The 20,046-nt window shown below is 65.6% G+C and carries 14 protein-coding genes; 11 read left to right on the forward strand and 3 right to left on the reverse strand.

Translation table 11 applies throughout. The features are described 5' to 3' along the window. Nucleotide 1 precedes the first annotated feature (1 nt). The 10 genes from BKK80_RS09110 (at nucleotide 2) to BKK80_RS35430 (ending at nucleotide 15,202) form a co-directional block, all read left to right on the forward strand. Complete coding sequence (locus BKK80_RS09110; protein ID WP_071069154.1) at nucleotides 2-10,762, forward strand: phage tail protein; 10,761 nt, start codon at nucleotides 2-4, stop codon at nucleotides 10,760-10,762. Nucleotides 10,763-10,765: 3 nt separating this feature from the next. Further along, nucleotides 10,766-11,140: a hypothetical protein gene (locus BKK80_RS09115; RefSeq protein ID WP_071069156.1), complete on the forward strand. Its 375-nt coding sequence runs from the start codon at nucleotides 10,766-10,768 to the stop codon at nucleotides 11,138-11,140. Beyond that, a complete protein-coding gene (locus BKK80_RS37060; RefSeq protein ID WP_167366670.1) occupies nucleotides 11,137-11,313 on the forward strand; it encodes a hypothetical protein in 177 nt (58 codons plus the stop codon). The genes BKK80_RS09115 and BKK80_RS37060 overlap by 4 nt, the downstream gene beginning before the upstream one ends. An 85-nt stretch (nucleotides 11,314-11,398) precedes the next feature. Then, nucleotides 11,399-11,719, forward strand: coding sequence for a hypothetical protein (locus BKK80_RS09120; protein ID WP_071069158.1), 321 nt, complete (start codon nucleotides 11,399-11,401; stop codon nucleotides 11,717-11,719). Between the two features lie 144 nt (nucleotides 11,720-11,863). Then, the gene (locus BKK80_RS09125; RefSeq protein WP_071069160.1) at nucleotides 11,864-12,082 is read left to right on the forward strand and encodes an HP1 family phage holin; all 219 of its coding nucleotides are present in this window, start codon (nucleotides 11,864-11,866) and stop codon (nucleotides 12,080-12,082) included. Then, complete coding sequence (locus BKK80_RS09130; protein ID WP_071069163.1) at nucleotides 12,075-12,581, forward strand: glycoside hydrolase family protein; 507 nt, start codon at nucleotides 12,075-12,077, stop codon at nucleotides 12,579-12,581. The genes BKK80_RS09125 and BKK80_RS09130 overlap by 8 nt, the downstream gene beginning before the upstream one ends. Then, entirely contained in the window at nucleotides 12,581-12,982 is a 402-nt protein-coding gene (locus BKK80_RS09135; RefSeq protein ID WP_071069165.1) for a hypothetical protein, read from the forward strand. Before BKK80_RS09130 ends, BKK80_RS09135 begins: the two co-directional genes overlap by 1 nt. Nucleotides 12,983-13,095: 113 nt before the next feature. Further along, complete coding sequence (locus tag BKK80_RS09140; RefSeq protein WP_157903189.1) at nucleotides 13,096-13,257, forward strand: hypothetical protein; 162 nt, start codon at nucleotides 13,096-13,098, stop codon at nucleotides 13,255-13,257. Between the two features lie 787 nt (nucleotides 13,258-14,044). Beyond that, the gene (locus tag BKK80_RS36320; protein ID WP_157903190.1) at nucleotides 14,045-14,314 is read left to right on the forward strand and encodes a hypothetical protein; all 270 of its coding nucleotides are present in this window, start codon (nucleotides 14,045-14,047) and stop codon (nucleotides 14,312-14,314) included. Between the two features lie 219 nt (nucleotides 14,315-14,533). After that, on the forward strand, nucleotides 14,534-15,202 hold the full coding sequence (locus tag BKK80_RS35430) for a glycoside hydrolase domain-containing protein (RefSeq protein WP_084545530.1): 669 nt from the start codon (nucleotides 14,534-14,536) through the stop codon (nucleotides 15,200-15,202). A gap of 233 nt (nucleotides 15,203-15,435) precedes the next feature. Here the strand turns inward: BKK80_RS35430 and BKK80_RS36325 are convergent, their stop codons facing one another. Together BKK80_RS36325 and BKK80_RS09145 are read right to left on the reverse strand one after the other, a co-directional pair. Continuing rightward, nucleotides 15,436-15,738, reverse strand: coding sequence for a hypothetical protein (locus tag BKK80_RS36325; RefSeq protein WP_157903191.1), 303 nt, complete (start codon nucleotides 15,736-15,738; stop codon nucleotides 15,436-15,438). Further along, nucleotides 15,722-16,039, reverse strand: a complete 318-nt coding sequence (locus BKK80_RS09145) for a hypothetical protein (RefSeq protein ID WP_071069169.1) — start codon at nucleotides 16,037-16,039, stop codon at nucleotides 15,722-15,724. The genes BKK80_RS36325 and BKK80_RS09145 overlap by 17 nt, the downstream gene beginning before the upstream one ends. Nucleotides 16,040-17,399: 1,360 nt before the next feature. On the opposite strand from BKK80_RS09145, the gene flhD reads away from it, so the two are divergent. After that, nucleotides 17,400-17,723: a flagellar transcriptional regulator FlhD gene (gene flhD / locus BKK80_RS09150; RefSeq protein WP_071012168.1), complete on the forward strand. Its 324-nt coding sequence runs from the start codon at nucleotides 17,400-17,402 to the stop codon at nucleotides 17,721-17,723. Nucleotides 17,724-17,879: 156 nt separating this feature from the next. Here the strand turns inward: flhD and BKK80_RS37825 are convergent, their stop codons facing one another. After that, nucleotides 17,880-19,664, reverse strand: a complete 1,785-nt coding sequence (locus tag BKK80_RS37825; RefSeq protein ID WP_071069171.1) for a methyl-accepting chemotaxis protein — start codon at nucleotides 19,662-19,664, stop codon at nucleotides 17,880-17,882. Nucleotides 19,665-20,046 lie beyond the last annotated feature (382 nt).

A 20,046-nucleotide genomic window follows, 5' to 3' on the forward strand; every position in this document is an offset into this window, starting at 1 on the left:
TATGTCCAGTCTCTTCGGTTCTTCCAAGGTTAGCGATAACGCGCCGGTGGTCAGCTCGCTGCGCATGCAGACGAGTTGCAACGGCAAGCCCATTCCGCTGCTGTACGGCATGCCGCGGGTGGCCGTCAACGTCATCCAGCACGAGGATTTCCAGGCGCATGCCCATCAGGAGCAGGCCGCTGGCGGCAAGGGTGGCAGCGCGCCGAGCACCACCAGCTGGTCCTATACCGCGACCGTGCTGCTGGCCATGGGCCAGGGCGAGATTCTCGGTGTGCGCCGCATCTGGAAGGGCAAGGAGATCAGCGACGCCTCCCGGCTCGGCCTCGATGTCTATACCGGCGCCAACGGGCAAAAGCCGTTCCCGCACATTGCCGGCAAGTTTCCGGCGCGGGCCTTGTCCTATCCCGGCATCGCCTATCTGGCGGCGGCCGCCTACCCCTTGGGGGGCGGCGGGCAACTGGACAACCACAATGCGGAGGTGGAGACGCCGCGCCGCATCTCCGCGGCGCTGCCGGACTGCGATCCGAGCGAGGTCATCCGCGATCTGGTGACCAGCCCCACGCATGGCTTGCGCATGCCGGCGAGCGCGCTCGGCGATCTGGCGCCCTTCTGGGCGTTCTGTCGCGCCAATGGCCTCTGGGTGTCGCCGGCCTACACTGACCAGCGCCCGGCCAAGGAGATGCTGCAGCAGCTGATCGATATCGGCTTCTCGGATGCCGTCTATAGCGAGAACCGGCTCAAGATCGTGCCGTACTCGGACGTGGCGGCAGCCGGCAATGGCGCCGAGTACACGCCGTCGCGCGCCCCGGTGTATGAGCTGACCGAAGACGACTTCATCACGAGCGGCGCGGAGCCGCCGGTGCGCGTGTTCCGCAAGCACGGGACCGAAGCCCACAACCATGCGCAGGTGAAGTTCTTCGATCGCGCGCGGGACTACAACGAGGACGTTGCCGAGTTCAAGGACGCGGCCGACATCGACCTGCGCGGCCTGCGCACCATGCCGGTGGTCGAGGCGCGCGAGATCGCCGACCGCCGGGCGGCGGAGCGCCTGGCCAACTTCAAGGTGCGGCGCTCCATCGGCGTGCGCAATACGTACAAGTTCGTCCTGCCATGGAAGTACGTGCTGCTGGAGGCAACGGACATTGTGCTGCTGACCCTGCCCAGCCACCAGTTCCACCAGGTGCCGGTGATGATCACCGCCATCGAGGAGGCGGACGAAGGGGAGAGCGATGCTGGTGGCCTATACATCGAGGCCGAAGACTATGCCCTGAAGGCGACCGCCGTCGCGCAGGTGCCGCCGGCCACGCCTGGCGGCTTTGTGCCGGACTTCTCGGTGGCGCCCGGCAATGCCAACGTGCCGGTGCTGTTCGAACCGCCGTTTGCGCTGACGGACAATCGCCCCGAGCTGTGGCTGGCCACCGCCGGCGGCGAGAACTGGGGCGGGGCGGACGTGTGGGTGTCGCTGGACAACGCCAGCTACAAGCGGGTCGGCCGTATCGAGTGCCCTTCGCGGCACGGCTCGCTGGCGGCCGCGCTGCCGGCCGGCGCAGTGATCGACAGCGCCCATCTGCTCGCAGTCGATATGACCGCCTCGCGCGGGCAGCTGCTGTCCGGCACGCGAGATGACGCGGAAAGCCTGGTGACGCTGTGCTATGTCGACGGCGAGTACCTCGCCTACGCGGACGCCACGCTGACCGGCGTCAATACCTACAACCTGGGCTACCTGGTGCGCGGCGCGCACGGCTCCGACAACACCGCCCATGCGGCCGGCACGCCCTTCGTGCGCCTCGACGGCAATGTGTTCCGCTACCCGTACCCCAAGGAATGGCTCGGGAAAACCGTCTGGGTGAAACTCGTCAGCCACAACCGCTACGGCTCGGGCGCGCAGGATCTGTCCCGGGTGCCGGCCTACGCGCGCGTGCTGCAGGGCGCGCCGCTGCCAGCGGTCCGCGGGCTGCGCTTCGAGCAGCCGTGGATCGGGCGCGACGCGAAGCTGGCCTGGGAGCCGCTGGACGGGGCCGACAGCTACGACGTGCAGGTGCAGGCCGGCGCGCCGGTCTCGGTCCGGCGGGAATCGCTCCGGCTGGAGGCGACGCGCTTTGTCTATGGTGCGGCCGACATGCGGGCCGATGGCGGCCCGTGGCGCTCAGTGGTGTTCCGGGTGCGGGGGCGGGCCAGCACCGGCCGTACCGGACCCTGGTCGCAGCTGCTGGCGTCGAACCAGCAGGTCGGGCCGCTGACCGGCATCAAGCTCGAGGGCGGGATGCGTTCGGCCTATTTCCGCTGCGCGCGGCCGGATGATGGAGACTTTGCCGGCATCGTGGTGTGGATGGGCGAGACGCCGGACTTTGCCGCCAGCGCCGTCACGCAGGTGTACGACGGCCAGGATACCTTCGTCACACTGACCAAGCTGGCCTCGGGCGTTTCCCTGCAGGGCGGTAAGACCTACTATGTGCGCGCCGCCGGGTACGACGATTTCGGCAAGGACAGTCTTTCGATCTCCGCGGCGATCGCCGTTGACGTGGTAGGCGTGGCGCCGGATGCCGGCTCGATCACCGATCAGATGATCCAGGATGGCGTGCTGGATGTGGGCAAGTTCGCGCAGGGCATCGAGCCGATCGGCCTGGTCGACGTGCTGCCGAACCCCGTCGGCTACGGTGGTCGCCCGGCCGTGGTGCTGCTGAAGCAGGACGGGAAGCTCTACCGCTTTGTCGGGGGCGCCTGGAAGCGGGATGTCGATGGCGGTGACCTGGCGCCGGGCACGGTGGATGGCACGCGGTTCGCCAGCGGGATCGAGCCCGTCGGGGTGGTCGCGTCGCTGCCGCCGGTCGCGGGCTACAAGGGGCCGAAGGTCATCCTGAATACCACAGACGGCAAGACCTACCGCCTGGTCGGGGGCGCGTGGAAGAAGGACATCGACGCCGCGGACATTGCCGGCCAGCTCAAGGGCGAGCAGATCGGTGCCGGTGCCGTCGACCAGACCAAGTTTGCCGACGGGATCCGGCCGCCGGTCATCGTCACGGCGCTGCCCGCCATGCCGAACGCCGCGTTTCCCAAGGGTGCAACGGTAGTGCTGACCACGGACAGCCGCCTGTATGTGTCCAGCGGCAACGCCTGGAGCGGCAAGGTGCCGGCGGTGGAGGTGACCGGGCAGCTGGCCGACGCGCAGATCGCACAGATCAACGCCGCGAAGGTCGCCGGCAAGCTGACGGACGCGCAGATCGCCGAGATCGACGCCGCGAAGATCACGGGCAAGGTGGTCGCCGCTCAGATTGCCGACGGCGCGATCGACCAGACGAAGTTCGCGAGCGGCATCCGGCCGCCGGTGGTCGTGTCGGTGCTGCCGACATTGCCGAACGCTGCGTTTCCCAAGGGTGCCACGGTAACGCTGACTACGGACAGCCGCCTGTACGTCTCCGGTGGCAATGCCTGGAACGGCAAAGTACCGGCGGTGGACGTGACCGGCCAGCTGGCCGACGCGCAGATCGCGCAGATCAATGCGGCGAAGGTCGCCGGCAAGCTGACGGACGCGCAGATCGCCGAGATCGACGCCGCGAAGATCTCGGGCAAGGTGGTCGCTGCCCAGATCGCTGACGGCGCGATCGACCAGGCGAAGTTTGCGAGCGGCATCCGGCCGCCGGTCGTGGTGTCGGCGCTGCCGCCACTGCCGAACGCCGCATTCCCCAAGGGCGCGACGGTAGTGCTGACCGCGGACAGCCGCCTGTATGTGTCGGGTGGCAACGCCTGGAGCGGCAAGGTGCCGGCCTCGGAGGTGACGGGACAGCTGGCCGACGCGCAGATTGCGCAGATCAATGCGGCGAAGGTCGCCGGCAAGCTGACGGACGCGCAGATCGCCGAGATCGACGCCGCGAAGATCTCGGGCAAGGTGGTCGCCGCCCAGATCGCCGACGGCGCGATCGACCAGGCGAAGTTTGCGAGCGGCATCCGGCCGCCGGTCGTGGTGTCGACGCTGCCGCCACTGCCGAACGCCGCGTTTCCCAAGGGCGCGACCGTGGTGCTGACCACGGATAGCCGCCTGTATGTGTCGGGCGGCAACGCCTGGAGCGGCAAGGTGCCGGCGGCGGAGGTGACGGGGCAGCTGGCCGACGCGCAGATTGCGCAGATCAACGCGGCCAAGGTCGCCGGCAAGCTGACGGACGCGCAGATCGCCGAGATCGATGCCGCGAAGATCGCGGGCAAGGTGGCCGGCTCCCAGATCGCCGACGGTGCGATCGACCAGACGAAATTTGCGAGCGGCATCCGGCCGCCGGTGATCGTCACGGCGCTGCCCACGATGCCGAACGCCGCCTTTCCGCAAGGGGCGACGGTGGTGCTGAAGGCGGACAACAAGCTCTACCGCTCGACTGGCGCCGGCTGGACGGCCTCCATTCCGACCTCCGACCTGGCCGGAACCATTGCCGACGCTCAGCTCGCCGGCATTTCGGCCGGCAAGGTGACCGGCAAGCTCAGCGACAGCCAGCTCGACGCCATCGCGGCCGCCAAGATCACGGGCACGATCGGCTCGACGCAGATTGCCGATGGTGCGATTTCGACGCCCAAGTTGGCCGCGGGAAGCGTCACGGCGGCCCAGATCGCCGCCGACGCGATTACGGCACGGCACGTGGCCGCGGGAACGATGACCGCGACCGAGCTGGCGGCGGGCGCGGTGACGACCGCCAAGCTGGCCGCCGGTGCGGTCACCGCCAACGCGCTTGCCGCCGGCGCAGTCACGGCCGGCAAGGTCGCGGCCGACGCCATCTCTGCGGCGAACCTGCAGGCGAATGCGGTGACCGCCGGCAAGATTGCGGCGGGTGCCGTGGCTGCGGAGCAGATCGCGGCCGGCGCGCTGAGCATCGGGAAGTTTGGGTCGGACCGCTGGTCATTGCAGAAGGCGTTTGCCACCGATTGTTCGGACGCCCAGCCGTGGGCGAAGGTCGCTGGGGACGGAAGCCTGGTCGCGCAGGCGGACACTACCGCACTCACGGGCGCAAGCGTGCTGCGCGCGGCCGGCTATGTCGTCCTGGAGTGGAAGGAGAACATCCCGTTCGATCCGGCCAAGCTCTACAAGCTGTCGGCGCGAGTGCGCCAGGCCGCGGATCCGACCAACGCCAAGAAGGCGATCTTCATTGGCTTCTGCGGCATCGCTGCCAACGGCGTCACGCGCGTGAACTATGCGGGTCAGAACGCGATCAGTTCGCAGCACTACATCGTTGCGGCGAACGCAAGCCTTGCGGTCGACGAAGGCTGGCGGGAGTTTGTCGGCTACCTCAGGGGGAGCGCTGCCGCGGGCATCGCCTCGCCGCGCCCGAATGCGAATGATCCGGCTGTGGCGCACGCCAGCGTCCGCTTCATGCGGCCGATCCTGTACCTCAACTACGCAGGAGGGGATGGGGTAGCGGATCTCGACTCGTTCCAGATCGACATCGTGGAGATCCCGGACAACTCCGTTGGCTCGACCAGCATTGTCGACGGCGCCATCACGACGGGCAAGCTGACGGCCGGTGCGGTGACCGCAGAGAAGATCGCTGCCGGCTCGGTGAGCGCGGAGAAGATTGCTGCCGGTGCAGTCACGGCCGGAAAGATCGACGCGGGCGCCGTGACGGCGCGCGAGCTGGCCACCGGCTCGGTGGTGGCCGGGAAGATCGCCGCCGGCACGGTGTCGGCTACCGAATTGGCGGCGGGCGCCGTCACGGCGGGCAAGATCGCCGCCGGCGCGGTGACCGCAGATTCGCTTGCGGCCAACGCGGTGGTGGCCGGCAAGATCTCGGCCGGAGCCGTCGGCGCGGCGGAGATTGCCGCCGGCGCGGTCACGACCGACAAGCTGGTGGTGGGCAACTTCTCCAACCAGATCCCGAACGGGGACTTCGCATCGGGCGACCTGAGGAACTGGACGCGCTGGGCGGGCCCGGTCGACGTGGTGCCGGCGTCGGATGCATCGGTGCCGGCGAACGCGCCCACGCCCTATGTGATGCGGCTGTCCGCCACGGCCGGCGGTACCACGTCGGTGTTCTCGCATGCCAAGCCCTACAGCGTGGCCGGTGCGGAACAGGACGGCGTGGCAGTGGTGCCCGGCGAGCAGTATGCCGGGCGCATTGCGCTGGCGCGCTCGGCCGATGCGGTGGGGGCGACCATGCGTGTTCTTTTCTACTACCGCAAGAGGGACGGGAGCTACAACAACAACTCGGGCGCGCTGGCGATTGCCGGTGGCATTGCCGGTCTGCCGACGTCTTGGACGGAATACGACTTCCGATGGACGGTGCCGGCGGACGCCACGCGCGCGTATCTGTACATCTACGCGTCCGGGGGCTTCACGAAGGGCACGATCGGCGTCGCCCAGGTCCGCGTGGCGCGGGTGTCGGACGGCACACTGATCGCTGACGGCGCCATCACGACGGGAAAGCTGACGGCCGGTGCGGTGACGGCAGAGAAGATCGCTGCTGGCTCGGTGAGCGCGGAGAAGATTGCCGCCGGTGCGGTCGCGGCCGGGAAGATCGAGGCAGGCGCCGTGGCCGCGCGCGAGCTAGCCGCCGGCGCGGTGGTGGCCGGGAAGATCGCGGCCGGTGCGGTGACGACTACCGAGCTGGCGGCGGGCGCCGTTGCGGCGGGCAAGATCGCCGCGGGCGCCGTGACCGCGGAGTCGCTTGCGGCCAACGCGGTGGTGGCGGGCAAGATCTCGGCCGGTGCCGTCGGCGCGGCGGAGATTGCCGCCGGCGCGGTCACGACGACCAAACTGAGTGCTGGTGCCGTGACAGCGGAGAAGATCGCCGCTGCCTCTGTGAGCGCGGAGAAGATCACGGCCGGTGCTGTGAGCGCGGAAAAAATCGCCGCCGGCGCGGTGACTGCGGAGAAGATCGCCGCCGGCGCCGTGACCGCAGAGTCGCTCGCGGCCAATGCGGTGGTGGCCGGCAAGATCGCGGCCGGCGCCGTCGGCGCGGCGGAGATTGCCGCCGGCGCGGTGACGACCGACAAGCTGGTGGTCGGCAATTTCTCCAACCTGATCCCGAACGGGGACTTTGCGTCGGGCGACCTGCGCAACTGGACGCGCTGGGCGGGCCCGGTCGACGTGGTGCCGGCGTCGGATCCGTCGGTGCCGGCGAACGCGCCCACGCCCTATGTGATGCGCTTGTCCGCCACGGCTGGCGGTACCACCTCCGTGTTCTCGCATGCCAAGCCCTACAGCATGGCCGGCGCGGACCAGGACGGCGTGGCGGTGGTGCCTGGCGAGCAGTATGCCGGGCGGGTCTCGCTGGCGCGCTCGGCGGATGCGGTCGGGGCGACCATGTATGTCATGTTCTTCTACCGCAAGAGGGATGGCAGCCATAACAACGGCTCGGGCGCGCTGGCGATCGCCGGAGGTGTGTCGGGTCTCCCGACGGCGTGGAAGGAATACGACTTCCGGTGGACAGTGCCGGCGGACGCCACGCGCGCGTATCTGTATGTCTATGCCACGGGTGGCTTCACCAAGGGCACGATCGGCGTCGCCCAGGTCCGCCTGACGCGCGTGTCGGACGGCACGCTGATCGCTGACGGCGCCATCACGACGGGCAAGCTGATAGCCGGTGCGGTGACAGCGGAGAAGATCGCTGCCGGCTCGGTGAGTGCGGAGAAGATTGCTGCCGGCGCGGTCACGGCCGGAAAGATCGACGCGGGCGCCGTGGCCGCGCGCGAGCTGGCGGCCGGCGCGGTGGTGGCCGGGAAGATCGCGGCCGGTGCGGTGACGACTACCGAGCTGGCGGCGGGCGCCGTCACGGCGGGCAAGATCGCCGCGGGCGCCGTGACCGCGGATTCGCTCGCGGCGAATGCGGTGGTGGCCGGCAAGATCGCGGCCGGCGCCGTCGGGGCGAGCCAGATCTCTGCTGGAGCCATATCCGCCGAAAAGCTGCAGGCAGGCGCGGTCAGCGCGGACAAGCTGCTGGCTGGCGCGGTCACCGCCGGGAAGCTGGCGGCGGGCTCGGTGTCCGCCGATAACCTGCAGGCGAACGCGGTGACGGCTGGCAAGATCGCGGCCGGCGCTGTGGCGGCGGAGCAGATCGCCGCCGGCGCGCTGACCATCGGGAAGTTTGGTTCGGATCGCTGGTCGCTGCAGAAGGCGTTTGCCACCGATTGCTCTGACGCCCAGCAATGGGCGAAGGTCGCGGGTGCGGGGAGCCTGGTCGCGCAGGAGGATGCTACGGCGCTCACGGGCGCAGGCGTGCTACGCGCGACTGGTTTTGTCGTCATGGAATGGAAAGAAAACATTCCGTTCGATCCGGCCAAGCTCTACAAGCTGACGGCTCGCGTGCGCCAGGTCGTGGAGCCGAGCAATGCCAAGAAGGGGATCTATATCGGCTTCTGCGGCGTCGCTGCCAACGGCGTCACGCGCGTGAACTGTGCAGGTATCGACACGGCCAGTTCCCAGCACTACATCGTGGCGGCGAACGCAAGCCTTGCGGTCGATGAGGGTTGGCGGGAATTCGTCGGTTACCTCAGGGGGAGCGCCGCGGCCGGCACGCCTTCGCCGCGCCCGAACGCGAATGATCCGGCTGTAGCGCACGCCAGCGTCCGCTTCATGCGCCCGATCCTGTATCTCAACTACACGGGAGGGGATGGGGTGGCCGACCTGGACTCGTTCCAGATCGACATCGTGGAGATCCCGGACAACTCCGTTGGCTCGACCAGCATCGTCGACGGCGCCATCACCACCGGCAAGATTGCGGCGAACGCCGTCACGGCGGGCAAGGTTGCAGCCAACGCCATCACGGCCGGCACGATCGCGGCCGGTGCCGTCGGCGCGGCGGAGATTGCCGCGGGAGCGATCACGACTGACAAGCTGGTGGTCGGCAACTTCTCCAACCAGATCCCGAATGGGGACTTCGAGACGGGCGACCTGCGCAACTGGACGCGCTGGGCGGGCCAGGTCGACGTGGTGGCGGCATCGGATGCATCGGTGCCGGCGAACGCGCCCACGCCCTATGTGATGCGGTTGTCCGGCACGCCTGGTGGCACGACGTCGGTGTTCTCGCATGCCAAGCCTCACAGCGTGGCCGGTGCGGACCAGGACGGCGTGGCGGTGGTGCCCGGCGAGCAGTATGCCGGGCGCATTGCGCTCGCGCGTTCGGCGGATGCGGTGGGGGCGAGCATGTATGTCTTCTGCCACTACCGCAAGAAGGACGGCAGCTCTGACAACCGATCGGGTGTGCTGGCGATCGCTGGCGGCGTTGCTGGCTTGCCGACGGCGTGGACGGACTACGACTTTCGGTGGACGGTGCCGGCGGACGCCACGCGCGCGTATCTCTATATCTACGCCGCTGGCGGCTTCACCAGGGGCACGGTCGGTGTCGCCCGGGTCCGCCTGGCGCGGGTGTCGGATGGCACGCTGATCGCGGACGGCGCCATCACGACGCAGAAGTTGACCGCTGCCGCGGTGACGGCCGACAAGCTGGCAGTGAATAGCGTGTCTGCGGACAAGATCGTCGCCGGCGCGATCACGGGAGACAAGATCGCGGCAAGTTCGATCACTGGCGCCAAGATCGCGGCTGGCCAGATCGGCGCTGACCACCTGATGGTGGGCCAGTCATCGAACCTGCTGGTGAACCCGGGCCTCGAGGGCGACTGGTATGGATGGGACGAGTTCACGCCGATCCAGGGAAGCCACAGCCTCCGAGTGCCGCCGGATGCGTGGGCGCTGGACTACACGACCAACAAGACGGCAGCGTTCCACAACCCTGGCCAGGGGAACGCAAACACGGTCACGACGCAGCGACATCAGCAGGTCGCCATCGAGGGTGGGAGGACCTATATGGTTTCCGCCTACTTTGGTGTGCATCGCTGCAAGTCGGATGTGAGGCTGGAGTTCTACAACGCGAGCGGCGCGTTCCTGGGCGAAGGGGAGGGCATCGCCGGCGATCCGGTCAACGACCAGGAGGGATCCGGCGGGAGGCAGCTGAGCGGCTACAAGCGCGTGTGGAAGCGCGGCAGAGCGCCGGCAGGCGCCGTGCGCGCAGCGGTGTGCTTCCGCAAGTTTGGCACCAAGCCGGGGCAGAGCGATTCGTGGCTGTTCATGGTGCGCCCCTACTTCGGCGAGGTACAGCCAAACCAGACCATTATCCCGGCCTGGGATGCCGCCGGCGCGACGACGATCGGGCCGGGCAGCATCAAGACGGATTCGCTATCCGCGATTTCCGCCAACCTCGGCTATATCTCGGCAGGGCAGCTCGATCTGGCGGGCCCAGGCAACTTCCTCCGCAGCAACAAGAAGGGCTGGGGCGACGGCAGGGCTGGCTTCGTCTCCTATGGAGATGGCACGGGCTCAACCTACATGGATGTCGTTGGCGGCAACTCGCGCATCTGGCTATCGAGCTGGGGCGACTGTGGCATCTCGTTCCCCAACTTCCGCGCCGACAATGCCGGCAACCTCTACTGCCGCGGTGACATCCAGGCGAACAGCCTGACCGCGAACGTGGTCAACACGCCGAACATGGTCAACCGATCGGTCAGTGAGCTTGCCTACGCAGGCGGCACCATGACCTCCGGCAATGCTCTCTGGTTCGGGCTGAGCTACGACAGCCTGGTGCTCTTTGGCTGCGGTGGCACGATCGGCGGGATTGGGCTGTACAACTCGGGGGGCGGCCTCATTGTCAGGACCCGGGGACCATCGCTGGGCGGCCTGGAGCCTCCCAAGTCGGCGGTCTGCGCTGCCTCGCTTGGGCCGGGTTCCTATTTCGTTCGCCCCATGAACGGCGGAGAGTCCGAGAACACCTTCATCATTGCACTGAAGAGGTAAGCCATGGAGCAGGATCTGGCGAGGAGCTACTCCTCCTATGACGAGCACGGCCGCATCGCACCGATCAAGTGGCAACTGCAGCCGTCCATCGTGTGCATGCTCACGGAAACGCAGGGGCATCGCTACGTGGAGGGACACCACGATCCGGACGAGTCTCACATTCAGGAGGGGGCGGTGGTGGCCCGGCCGGCGAATCCCGCGAGGCTGGATGGCACCATCCTGAGGGATCTGCCCCGTCCCTGCACCATCATCATCGATGGCACACGCTATGACTGTCAGGACGACACGGCGGAGCTGGACTTTGCCTATCCCAAGACCTACCAGGTCCGCGTCGAGGCATTTCCGTTCAGGGATGCAAGCTTTGAGGTGTTCGCATGAAGATCCACCACCGCCCCGACTATGCTCAGCTGCGAAAGGATGCCTACCCGCCGATCGAGGAGCAGCTCGACGCGCTGTGGCACGCCATGGACCGGGGCGAACTGCCGAAGGTCGAGGCCTTCTATGAGCCCATCCGGGCCGTCAAGGTGAGCTACCCGAAGTCAGCTCGCTAACCTGGCCATCCATTTTTGCGGCCGCCCTCGGGCGGCCTTTTCTTTGCCCGCCGCCGAGCGGGCTTTTTCTTTTCAAGGAGCAAACATGCCGCTGAAGAAAGCCATCGAATCGCCCGCCACTGGCGCGGATGCCAACTTCCACATCATCACGAGCTACAGCGTCGACCTGGATAGCGGCTACAGCGCCGCTGCCGTGAGCAGCTATCACAGCCAGGCCGCCCAGGCTGCCGGCAAGCAGCCGATGCACACCTGGCACATCACCCTCAGCGGCGTGCCGCCGCAGGACAAACCGGCGCTGGCCTGGCTGGAGGCAGAACTTGCGCATGCGGAGATCCCGCCGGCGGACGATCCGTCGCTCTCGCTGAGTCCCGAGCGGTGGGCCTTCGCTGGTGCGGAGCGCATCTAGCGCCACGGGGGCGCTTGGTAAGGGGGGGCAGCCGTTGTCTGGTCAGCCAAGACTCTCAGCTGCCTCCCGCCCGCAGACGCAAGCCGCCTGCAGGCAGCAATTTCGTGCCCGCCGCCCGGCGGGCTTTCCTTTTCCGGGGTCCATATGCGACAAACCAATCCCGTCGAGGTCACCAGCTACGCCGGCGCCATAGCGTCCATTGTCTCGTCGCTGACGCTGACCGACGTCGGAATCATCTTCGGCATCGTCACGGCGTTGCTGACATTCACGCTCAATGCTTGGTACACGCGGCGCAAGGATCGCCGCGAAGCCGAGGAGCACCGCGCACGCATGCGCCAGCACGAAGGGGGCTGCCATGAATAGGCAACGCGTCGCGGCCGGGCTGCTCGCGGTGTCCGCCGCCGGCTTCGCGGCCTGGACAGCATCCGAAGGCTTCACCGACCGCGCGGTGATTCCAACGAAAGGCGACGTTCCGACCATCGGCCACGGATCGACGCGCTATGAAGACGGCCGGCCGGTCCAGCTCGGCGACACGATCACGCGCGAGCGCGCGGCCATCCTGGCGCGCAACCTGATGACAGTTGATGAGCGGCGCCTCGCAGGCAGCCTGCCAGGCGTACGGCTCTATCAGGAGGAGTTCGATCTCTACGTCGACTTCGTGGGCCAGTTCGGCTTCGGCAACTGGTCAGGATCGTCCATGCGCCGGCTGCTGCTGGCGGGGGACTACGCGGGCGCGTGCCGGGCGCTGCTGCGCTACAAGTACGCGGCGGGCTATGACTGCTCGACGCCAGGCAACAAGCGCTGCTACGGCGTCTGGACGCGCCAGCTTGCGCGCCACGCGAAATGCATGGAGGTGCAGTGATGGCAGGAAATACGAGCGCGCGAGGCTACCTCGCGGTGGCCGCCGCCGGTGTCGTGCTGGGTGCGATGGCGGCGGCCGGGTGGTACGGGCCGCAACTCGGCGCCGCCAACCAGGCCAAGGCGGCGGCGGTGGAGCGGGCCGGCCAGTTGCAGGGCGCCAATGAGCGGTGCGCCGGGGACGTCGATCGCGCCAACGGTGCAGTCGCGGCGCTGCGTAGGGAGGCTGAGGAGCGGGCGCGACATGCCGCATCGGAGGTGGCCGCCGCGGCCGGGCGGGCGCGCATGGCGGAGGCGAGGGCGGCCGACCTTGCGCGTCGGCCGCCGGCAAAGCCGGACGACTTGTGCGGCTCGCTGGACGAGCTGCTGACCCAGGCGATCAACGAACGGAGGGACGGGCGATGAGGGGACGCTGGAATATTCCCGGAATATTTTGCGGTGTGCTTTGCGGTTTGGCGGGCTGCGCCAGCGTCCCTCAGGCCATCACGCAGACGCGGCCGGTAGAGGTGCCGGTGGCCGTGCCATGCCGCGTAGCGAAGCTCGAGCGCCCCGCCTGGGCGCTCGACCTGGTCGACCCGACCGCCGACGTGTACACGAAGGGCCGGGCAGCGCTGGTTGAGCTCGAGCAGCGTAAGGCCTTCGAAGAGAAGCAGGCGGCGGCGATCGCCGCCTGCCAGTAGTCTCAACTATTGAAATGACCGCGACAGGTTTCGCCATGCCAGCGGTCAATTTGCCTAGGATCCCAAGGAGGATTCAGCGCAATCAATACTCGTCGATGCGGTGCTCCGGAAATATGCGTTCGATTTCGCAATAAAGAGCGGAGCAGGGTAGTGGCATAGACAAGTGTCTTGAGTGGTGTGTGGCTATTTATTATGTATGCGTCGATGGACGTGAACGGACTGGCGTTGGCTGGCCAATCCCTCTAAAGCGGACCTACATGTTGTCGAACAGCCGGCGACGGGCATGTCATCAGGGTGGCAGGTGGCGAAAGCTGTCGACGCTTAAGCGAAGAGCTAGGCGCACCAGGTCAGACTCGAGCAAGAAGTAGGCGGCGTCAGTCTCCATCTGCCAGCAGTAGTGACTGAGCGGTTCACAACTCTTGTCGAATGAAGAGTTCGTAACTTCTTCTGAAAAATCTAACTTTCCCCTACGGAAGTAGGGGCGATGTTTGGTTGTTGATGGTATATATCTCATTCGAAGGAATTAACGGATCATCCTGGTTCGATGAACATTTTTAATGCGTGGGTTGCATTTTTGGGTATCGAATAAGTCGATGATATTTTGGGGCGAGAACCTAGATCTTCGGAAGGGGCGAGGGGCTGACTGAGGCCTCGGTGAAGAGTCTCGGGGGCTGTGTCTCAAGCGGTATTTTAATCATTCTATTTTGCGTTCTGTTGGTGTCTGGTGGCGATGTGGTGGAGTTAATCTTGACGAAATTTTAATGATTTATTCTAAGGGAGTAGGGCTATGGGAAATGATATTAAATTCGTCATAACTCAGGAACAATTGGCTACCCTTTCGGAGCAGATAAGGAATAACGTGACTGATGCCCACATGTTGGCGGGTGGTCCGGGAGGGGAGTTCTGCAAGGTATGGCCGGCAGCTAGCGAGGGGTTGACGGCGTTGAAAGGAATCCTTGAATTGGTACCTGGTGTAAGTGCGCTTGCCGGCGTTGCTATTGGAATCGCACTGGCGGCGGGAAATGCTGCCTCAAGCGCAGTTTGTTCTAAATCCTGAGGGTCGCATGGGCTCTATGGATGTACTAACGTAGAGTTAGAACACAGGTTATTAGAGATGCGCCCCTCCTGGGCGAGCTGGAGGCAGCTGCCGGGAGGGGGGTATTAGTTGGCGGATTTTCATTTTGCTTTATTTTTGTGCTGAGCAAGATGATTTATTAATTCTCGGTGTCGAAGTCGTCTCGCATTGCTCATGAAAAACGAATAATCGAGCTAACCAATGACAATAGCCATCTCTATTCCCAATGGATCCATCGGGTTCGATCATAGTGACTCAAGGTTGACTTATAATCAGGCTCAAAGTTACGCTGCCAAGGGTTACAAATTCTGTATTCGCTATATTCCAAACCCACTTTCCCTGGGAGAGACCGATCTAATTAAGGACGAAGCCGATGCAATCCTTGCGGCCGGCCTATGGCTAGGGGCGGTCCAGCACTGCTGCAAGGCTACCGAAACCTCCGACTTCGTCCCGTTTCCTGCGCAGGGCAGGGAGTGGGGGGCTCTCGCTGCCCTGCATGCTAGCGAGGCGGGTCTGGCAACAGGTACGACTGTTTGGCTCGATCTAGAAGGAATTAAAGAAGGCACCCCTGTGCAAGATATTTTGGGGTTCTGCAACGAGTGGTTTGCGCAAGTTACGGAGGCTGGCTTTGATTCCGGGGTCTACGTAGGATTCGACTCGGGTCTTACGGCGGAACAACTCTATTTCCAGCTAACCACCAAACACTATTGGCGAGCGCCATCCGCAGCCCCAGACGTGGCTTATCGCGGATATCAGATTCTGCAACATTTGATTAAAGACGTTAAGGGAAATGAAATTGATGTAAATCAAGCTCAGGTTGATCGGCTGGGATTAAGTGCTACCGTCACGTCGCTTTTACCAAGTCAGTGATTTTTTCTCATGACGGGTCCCGGTTTGGAGTGCTCTTTTGGCCAAAGGGGGCTTATTGATTAACCTGGTTCTTTAAGTCGATCTGCGCCAGGCAATCGCGCTAGGTCTCGGTCTTCCAGACCGACGCCGGCAACTCGATGCCGAAGACTTCGCGCAGCAACCGGGCCGGCACTGGGAGAAGTTCGTTCACATCGATGACACCTCCCGATAGTCCGTGCAGCACCTGGGCTGCGTCATGCCAGTCGATCCGCCGCGGAGGCGCCGGGCTCTCCGTATCGCTTCCTGCTTGGTCTCACCGATGGACAGTACGTGCGTGGGTTGCGGCCCGAAGTCGGATGCCGGGCGTGGGTGGCCTGGAAGCAGGCATCGCGCTTGAGCGCGGTCCGCAGGGCATGCAGATAGGGCACGATCGCGGTTTCAAGCGGAATTTCGGTGACCAAGAGCTGGTCGCGGTGGGACGGCAGCAACATGTCGGCGACATCCTGGGCGAGGGCCGGCAGGACGCCGTGCGATCGGCCGCTACTCGTGGTCGACATCGGCGTGCGCCGTGTCCGGGGTGATCGGCTCGGCCCGGTAGGCAATCCAGTAGTGGTAGTAGCTCTTGTGGTGGCGAGAGAGCTTCCGCTCGAAGAAGATCCGGACGGTGCCGAAGTTGCCGGCCTCGATCACCACCTCGGCATGCGTGCGGCTGTCATTGTCGGCAGGGCCGAGCGTCTGCCGCGCCTGGTGCACGTAGTCGCCCGGGATGTATGCCAGGACGCCGTTTTCCGGGTTGATGGTGGGGCCGCGCGAGTCGCTGTCGGACTTGTCGACCGGGCGGAGCTTGGGATTGCCCATGATGCGTCACCTGCTGAATACTGTATGGATATACAGTATAGACGCGTGCGTACGAGATCGGGGTGGCTGCCGGAGCCAGGCAGGGTGCTGCAGGTAGATGGGCGTCTGGCGTAACTTCTGGCGTAACTTTTATCAGCAGGCCTTACCAGCCAATGAGTACGCGCTGCTGCATCATCGGCGTATGGCTGTCCTTGGACGGTTTCTTGACTGCTTGATCCACGTTGGCTTTTTCCTGCTTTTCCTTGTCTGGCATGGTGCGGCGGTGGCCAAGCCGGCGCCGCGACGGTACGCCATGCGTTTCGGTGCCTGCGTTGCGTGGCGGCGGTGGGCCGACAGCATGCGGCCGGCTTGCCGCCGGGCGCGCTGGTGCCGTAGCCGGTCCCTGCCTGGCCGGCCACGGTCCGCAGCCAATGCTGTTGGAAAGGAAGCGGGCGCGACTCGTATGCACCGGTGCGAAGTTGCGCAACGCAAGGCAAAACAGGCGACAGTTTACCCCAGGCGACAGGTGCCTCGAGCGAGTCGCATGCGGGACGGGCAGGGCGGCCGGGTGCCGGCATTGCGCCGCGGGTGTTCCGGCTGCCGCGGGCAGGGCAGGCAGGGCGCGGTGCGGCTGCCAGCCTTAGTCTCACGCGTCCGGCGACGCGGGGATCCGATAGCCCTCGTCCGACCACTGGGATATCCGCTCCGGTATCAGCCATGATTTTCGCGCTGGTGATTCATGAATATCTTTCCGACAAGGCTTCTGGACATCGGGAGAGACATCGGGAGAGGGCATGCACATGAAGATGTCAGCGCCGTGAATGAAACAACTGTGTCAAAGCTACAACAGATAATTTTGATAGCATGCCTGCAGCGTCACTTGGTGCTGTTCACAAACCAATCGACTGATTGTGATTCATGGAACTCTTTTTGTTCCGGTATGTGGAATCAAAAGTGGCGGAAAAGAAGTTGTATGCGCAACAAACCACGCCCCGGCGCGGATTGCGCCCAGTCCGGGGAGAAGGGCGGAAGTCCTTGCGCGTCGGTTCGGCTCGCGGCGGGCAGGGATCGGCTCGGATCTGCTGAAATCTACTTGGATGCATGGCTTTTGGGGCTGAAATGATCAAGAAACCCGTGCATATCGATGAAAAGATGCAGGATGGCGCGCCGGCTAGCACTTGCCAGGTGCAAGTGTTCGTCAGGAGGAAGCATGGCGGATGGCGTCCTGCCAGGGGATTGCGCAGCGTTTGCCGAGGTCTATACAATGCGCCCGCACCGCAAGCCATGCGGATTCATCTAGACCTAGCCGGCGGCCAATGGACCGTCGGCAATGCAGTGCCCGGGAATGATTGCGGAATAAGAAGGAAGAGGCGGGGATTAAGTGGACAACAATGAAAAGAGTGCCCTCGACGCGATTCGGGAGCTGAACCTTTCGTATCTTGTGCTGGCGCAGCGCATATTGCGGGAGAATATGGCGGTGGGGATGTACCGGCTGGGTATCTCGCGCGACATTGCCGAGGCGCTGGTGGGCGTTTCCACCGGCCAGTTGGTCAAGCTGGCGGCGGGGGAGCAGTCGGTGTGCGGCTTCCGCATCCTCGATGCCTCGCTGCTGACGATGCTGACGCAGACGGCCAAGCACGAGCAGTTGGCCCCCACGCACGCGGCCATCGTGCTTTCCACGCAGCCGTCGCCGCGCATGGCGTGAGGCCGGCCGGGCAGGCGCATACTGTGCCGCCTGCGCGGCCCCCTTTCCGTGCCGTTCCTAAGGGTCTGGGCCGGCAGCGGGGCGTGAGCCTGTTTCAAAGGCCACCGGATGGTTCCGGTGGCTGTCCACCGGGCCGGCATGGCCCGGCCCGAAGGGTCAGAACTGCTCCCACTCCGCCTCGGCTCCGGCCCCGGCATTCGCCAGGCCGCGCGATGTCATCGGCGCGGCCAGGGTAGCGGGGGCGCGGGCTGCAGCGCTGGCTGCCGGCACGCTTGCGGCAGGCTTGGTGGCGGCCGGCGCAGCCCGGGGCGCGGTGGGGCGGACCGTTCGTGTGGCGCGCGCCGCCGATGCGGACGAGGCGGGCACCGCGTTGCTCTGCGCGGATGAGGCGGCGCCGGCGAGCTTGAACGCGCTTACCGTCTGTACCAGCTTGCTGGCCTGCTCCTGCATCGACTGCGAGGCGGCCGAGGCTTCTTCCACCAGGGCGGCGTTCTGCTGCGTCACCTCGTCGATCTGCGCGATGGCCTGGTTGACCTGCTCGATGCCCGAGGTCTGTTCCTGCGTGGCGGCGGTGATCTCGCCCATGATGTCGGTCACGCGGCGCACGCTTTCGACGATCTCGCCCATGGTGTCGCCGGCCTGTCCGACCAGCTGGCTGCCTTCGTCGACCTTCTGCACCGAACTCTCGATCAGGCCCTTGATCTCGCGCGCGGCGGCCGCACTGCGTTGCGCGAGCGTGCGCACCTCGCCGGCGACCACGGCGAAGCCGCGGCCCTGCTCGCCGGCCCGGGCGGCTTCCACGGCCGCGTTCAGGGCCAGGATATTGGTCTGGAAAGCGATGCTGTCGATCACGCCGATGATGTCGACGATCTTCTGCGAGGCATCGTGGATGGCGTGCATGGTGTCGACCACGCGGGCCACCACGGCACCGCCGCGGCTGGCCACGTCGGAAGCGGACAGCACCAGCTGATTGGCCTGGCGTGCGCTTTCCGCGTTCTGCTTGACAGTGGCTGTCAGCTGCTCCATCGACGCCGCCGTCTCTTCCAGCGAACTTGCCTGCTCTTCGGTGCGCGAAGACAGGTCCAGGTTGCCGGTGGCGATCTCCGCCGACGCGCTGCCGATCAACTCGGTGCCGCTGCGCACCTCGCCGACGATGCGCACCAGGCTTTCATTCATCTGCTTGAGCGCCTGCAGCAGCTGGCCGGTCTCGTCGCGGGAGTTCACCTCGATGCGGCTGCCGAGGTCGCCGCCGGCCACGGTCTGCGCGATGGCCACGGCCTGCTGCAGCGGACGCGAAACCAGCCGCGCCAGCCACAGCGCCAGGGCCAGGCCGAGCGCGACGCCGCCTACCAGCAGGCCGATGATCCAGGCGCGCGACGAGGCATAGCGGGTGTCGCTGTCAGCGGAGGCCTGGTTGGCGCCGGCCTCGTTGATGCGGACGATTTCCCCGATGCCAGCCTCCAGGCCGTTGAACCGCTCCAGGCCCTCGCCGCGCATGATGTCCATGGCCGCGTCGGCCTGGTCGGAGCGCGACAGCTCCAGTGCCTTCTGCATCAGCGCATCGTAGGCGACCTGCTGCTTGTCGAAGGCCTCGTAGGCCTGCTTCTCCTGCTCGCTGGAGATCAGCGCGCGATAGGTTCGCTCGTCCTTCTGCAGCTTGTCGCGGATCTGGCCCATCAGGGCATCGTATTTCTGCTTGGTGGCCGCATCATGCGAGATGATGTGCTGGAGCACGCCGCTGCGCATGCGCGACAGGCCGTATTCGATCTCGCCGGCCGCGCGTATCGACGGCAGCCAGTTGGTGGCCATGTCGGTCGACGCCTGGTTGACCATGCCGAGCTGCAGAATCGAGAAGATGCCGAGCAGCGCGGTCAACGCCAGCAGGGAGACGAAGGCCAGCAGCAGCTTGTGCGCCAGCTTGAGGTTGCGAAACCAGTTCATGCAATTCACCAGCAGGTGGTTCAGTTGGGAAGGGCGTTGTCCTGGCTGAGCGAGGGCAGCGCTTGCCGGCGTCATGCGGCGTGCCGGCGAGGCGCAGGAGATCCCGCCCGGCAAGCGTTCGGCTTGCCAGCGCAGCGGTCTGGTCGGGGTGGGGGATCTGTCCTTCGGTCTGGGTGCTACTGCGCTGGCGCAGTCAGGTGATGACCCGACTAACGGCAGCGGAGGCCCGGAACTTGATGTCCGGATGTGAGGAATGCGAAAGAATCAGAAAGGGCGCAATGACAATCGCCGCTCCTTATGCATCGGCGGGAGCACGATTCCGCACAGGAGCGCTGTCACGGCCGCCTGCGCGAGGCATGGTCCGCCAATGCTGACCGTGCCG

Origin of the sequence: Cupriavidus malaysiensis (assembly GCF_001854325.1) — a bacterium.
GTDB classification, from domain to species: Bacteria; Pseudomonadota; Gammaproteobacteria; order Burkholderiales; family Burkholderiaceae; genus Cupriavidus; species Cupriavidus malaysiensis.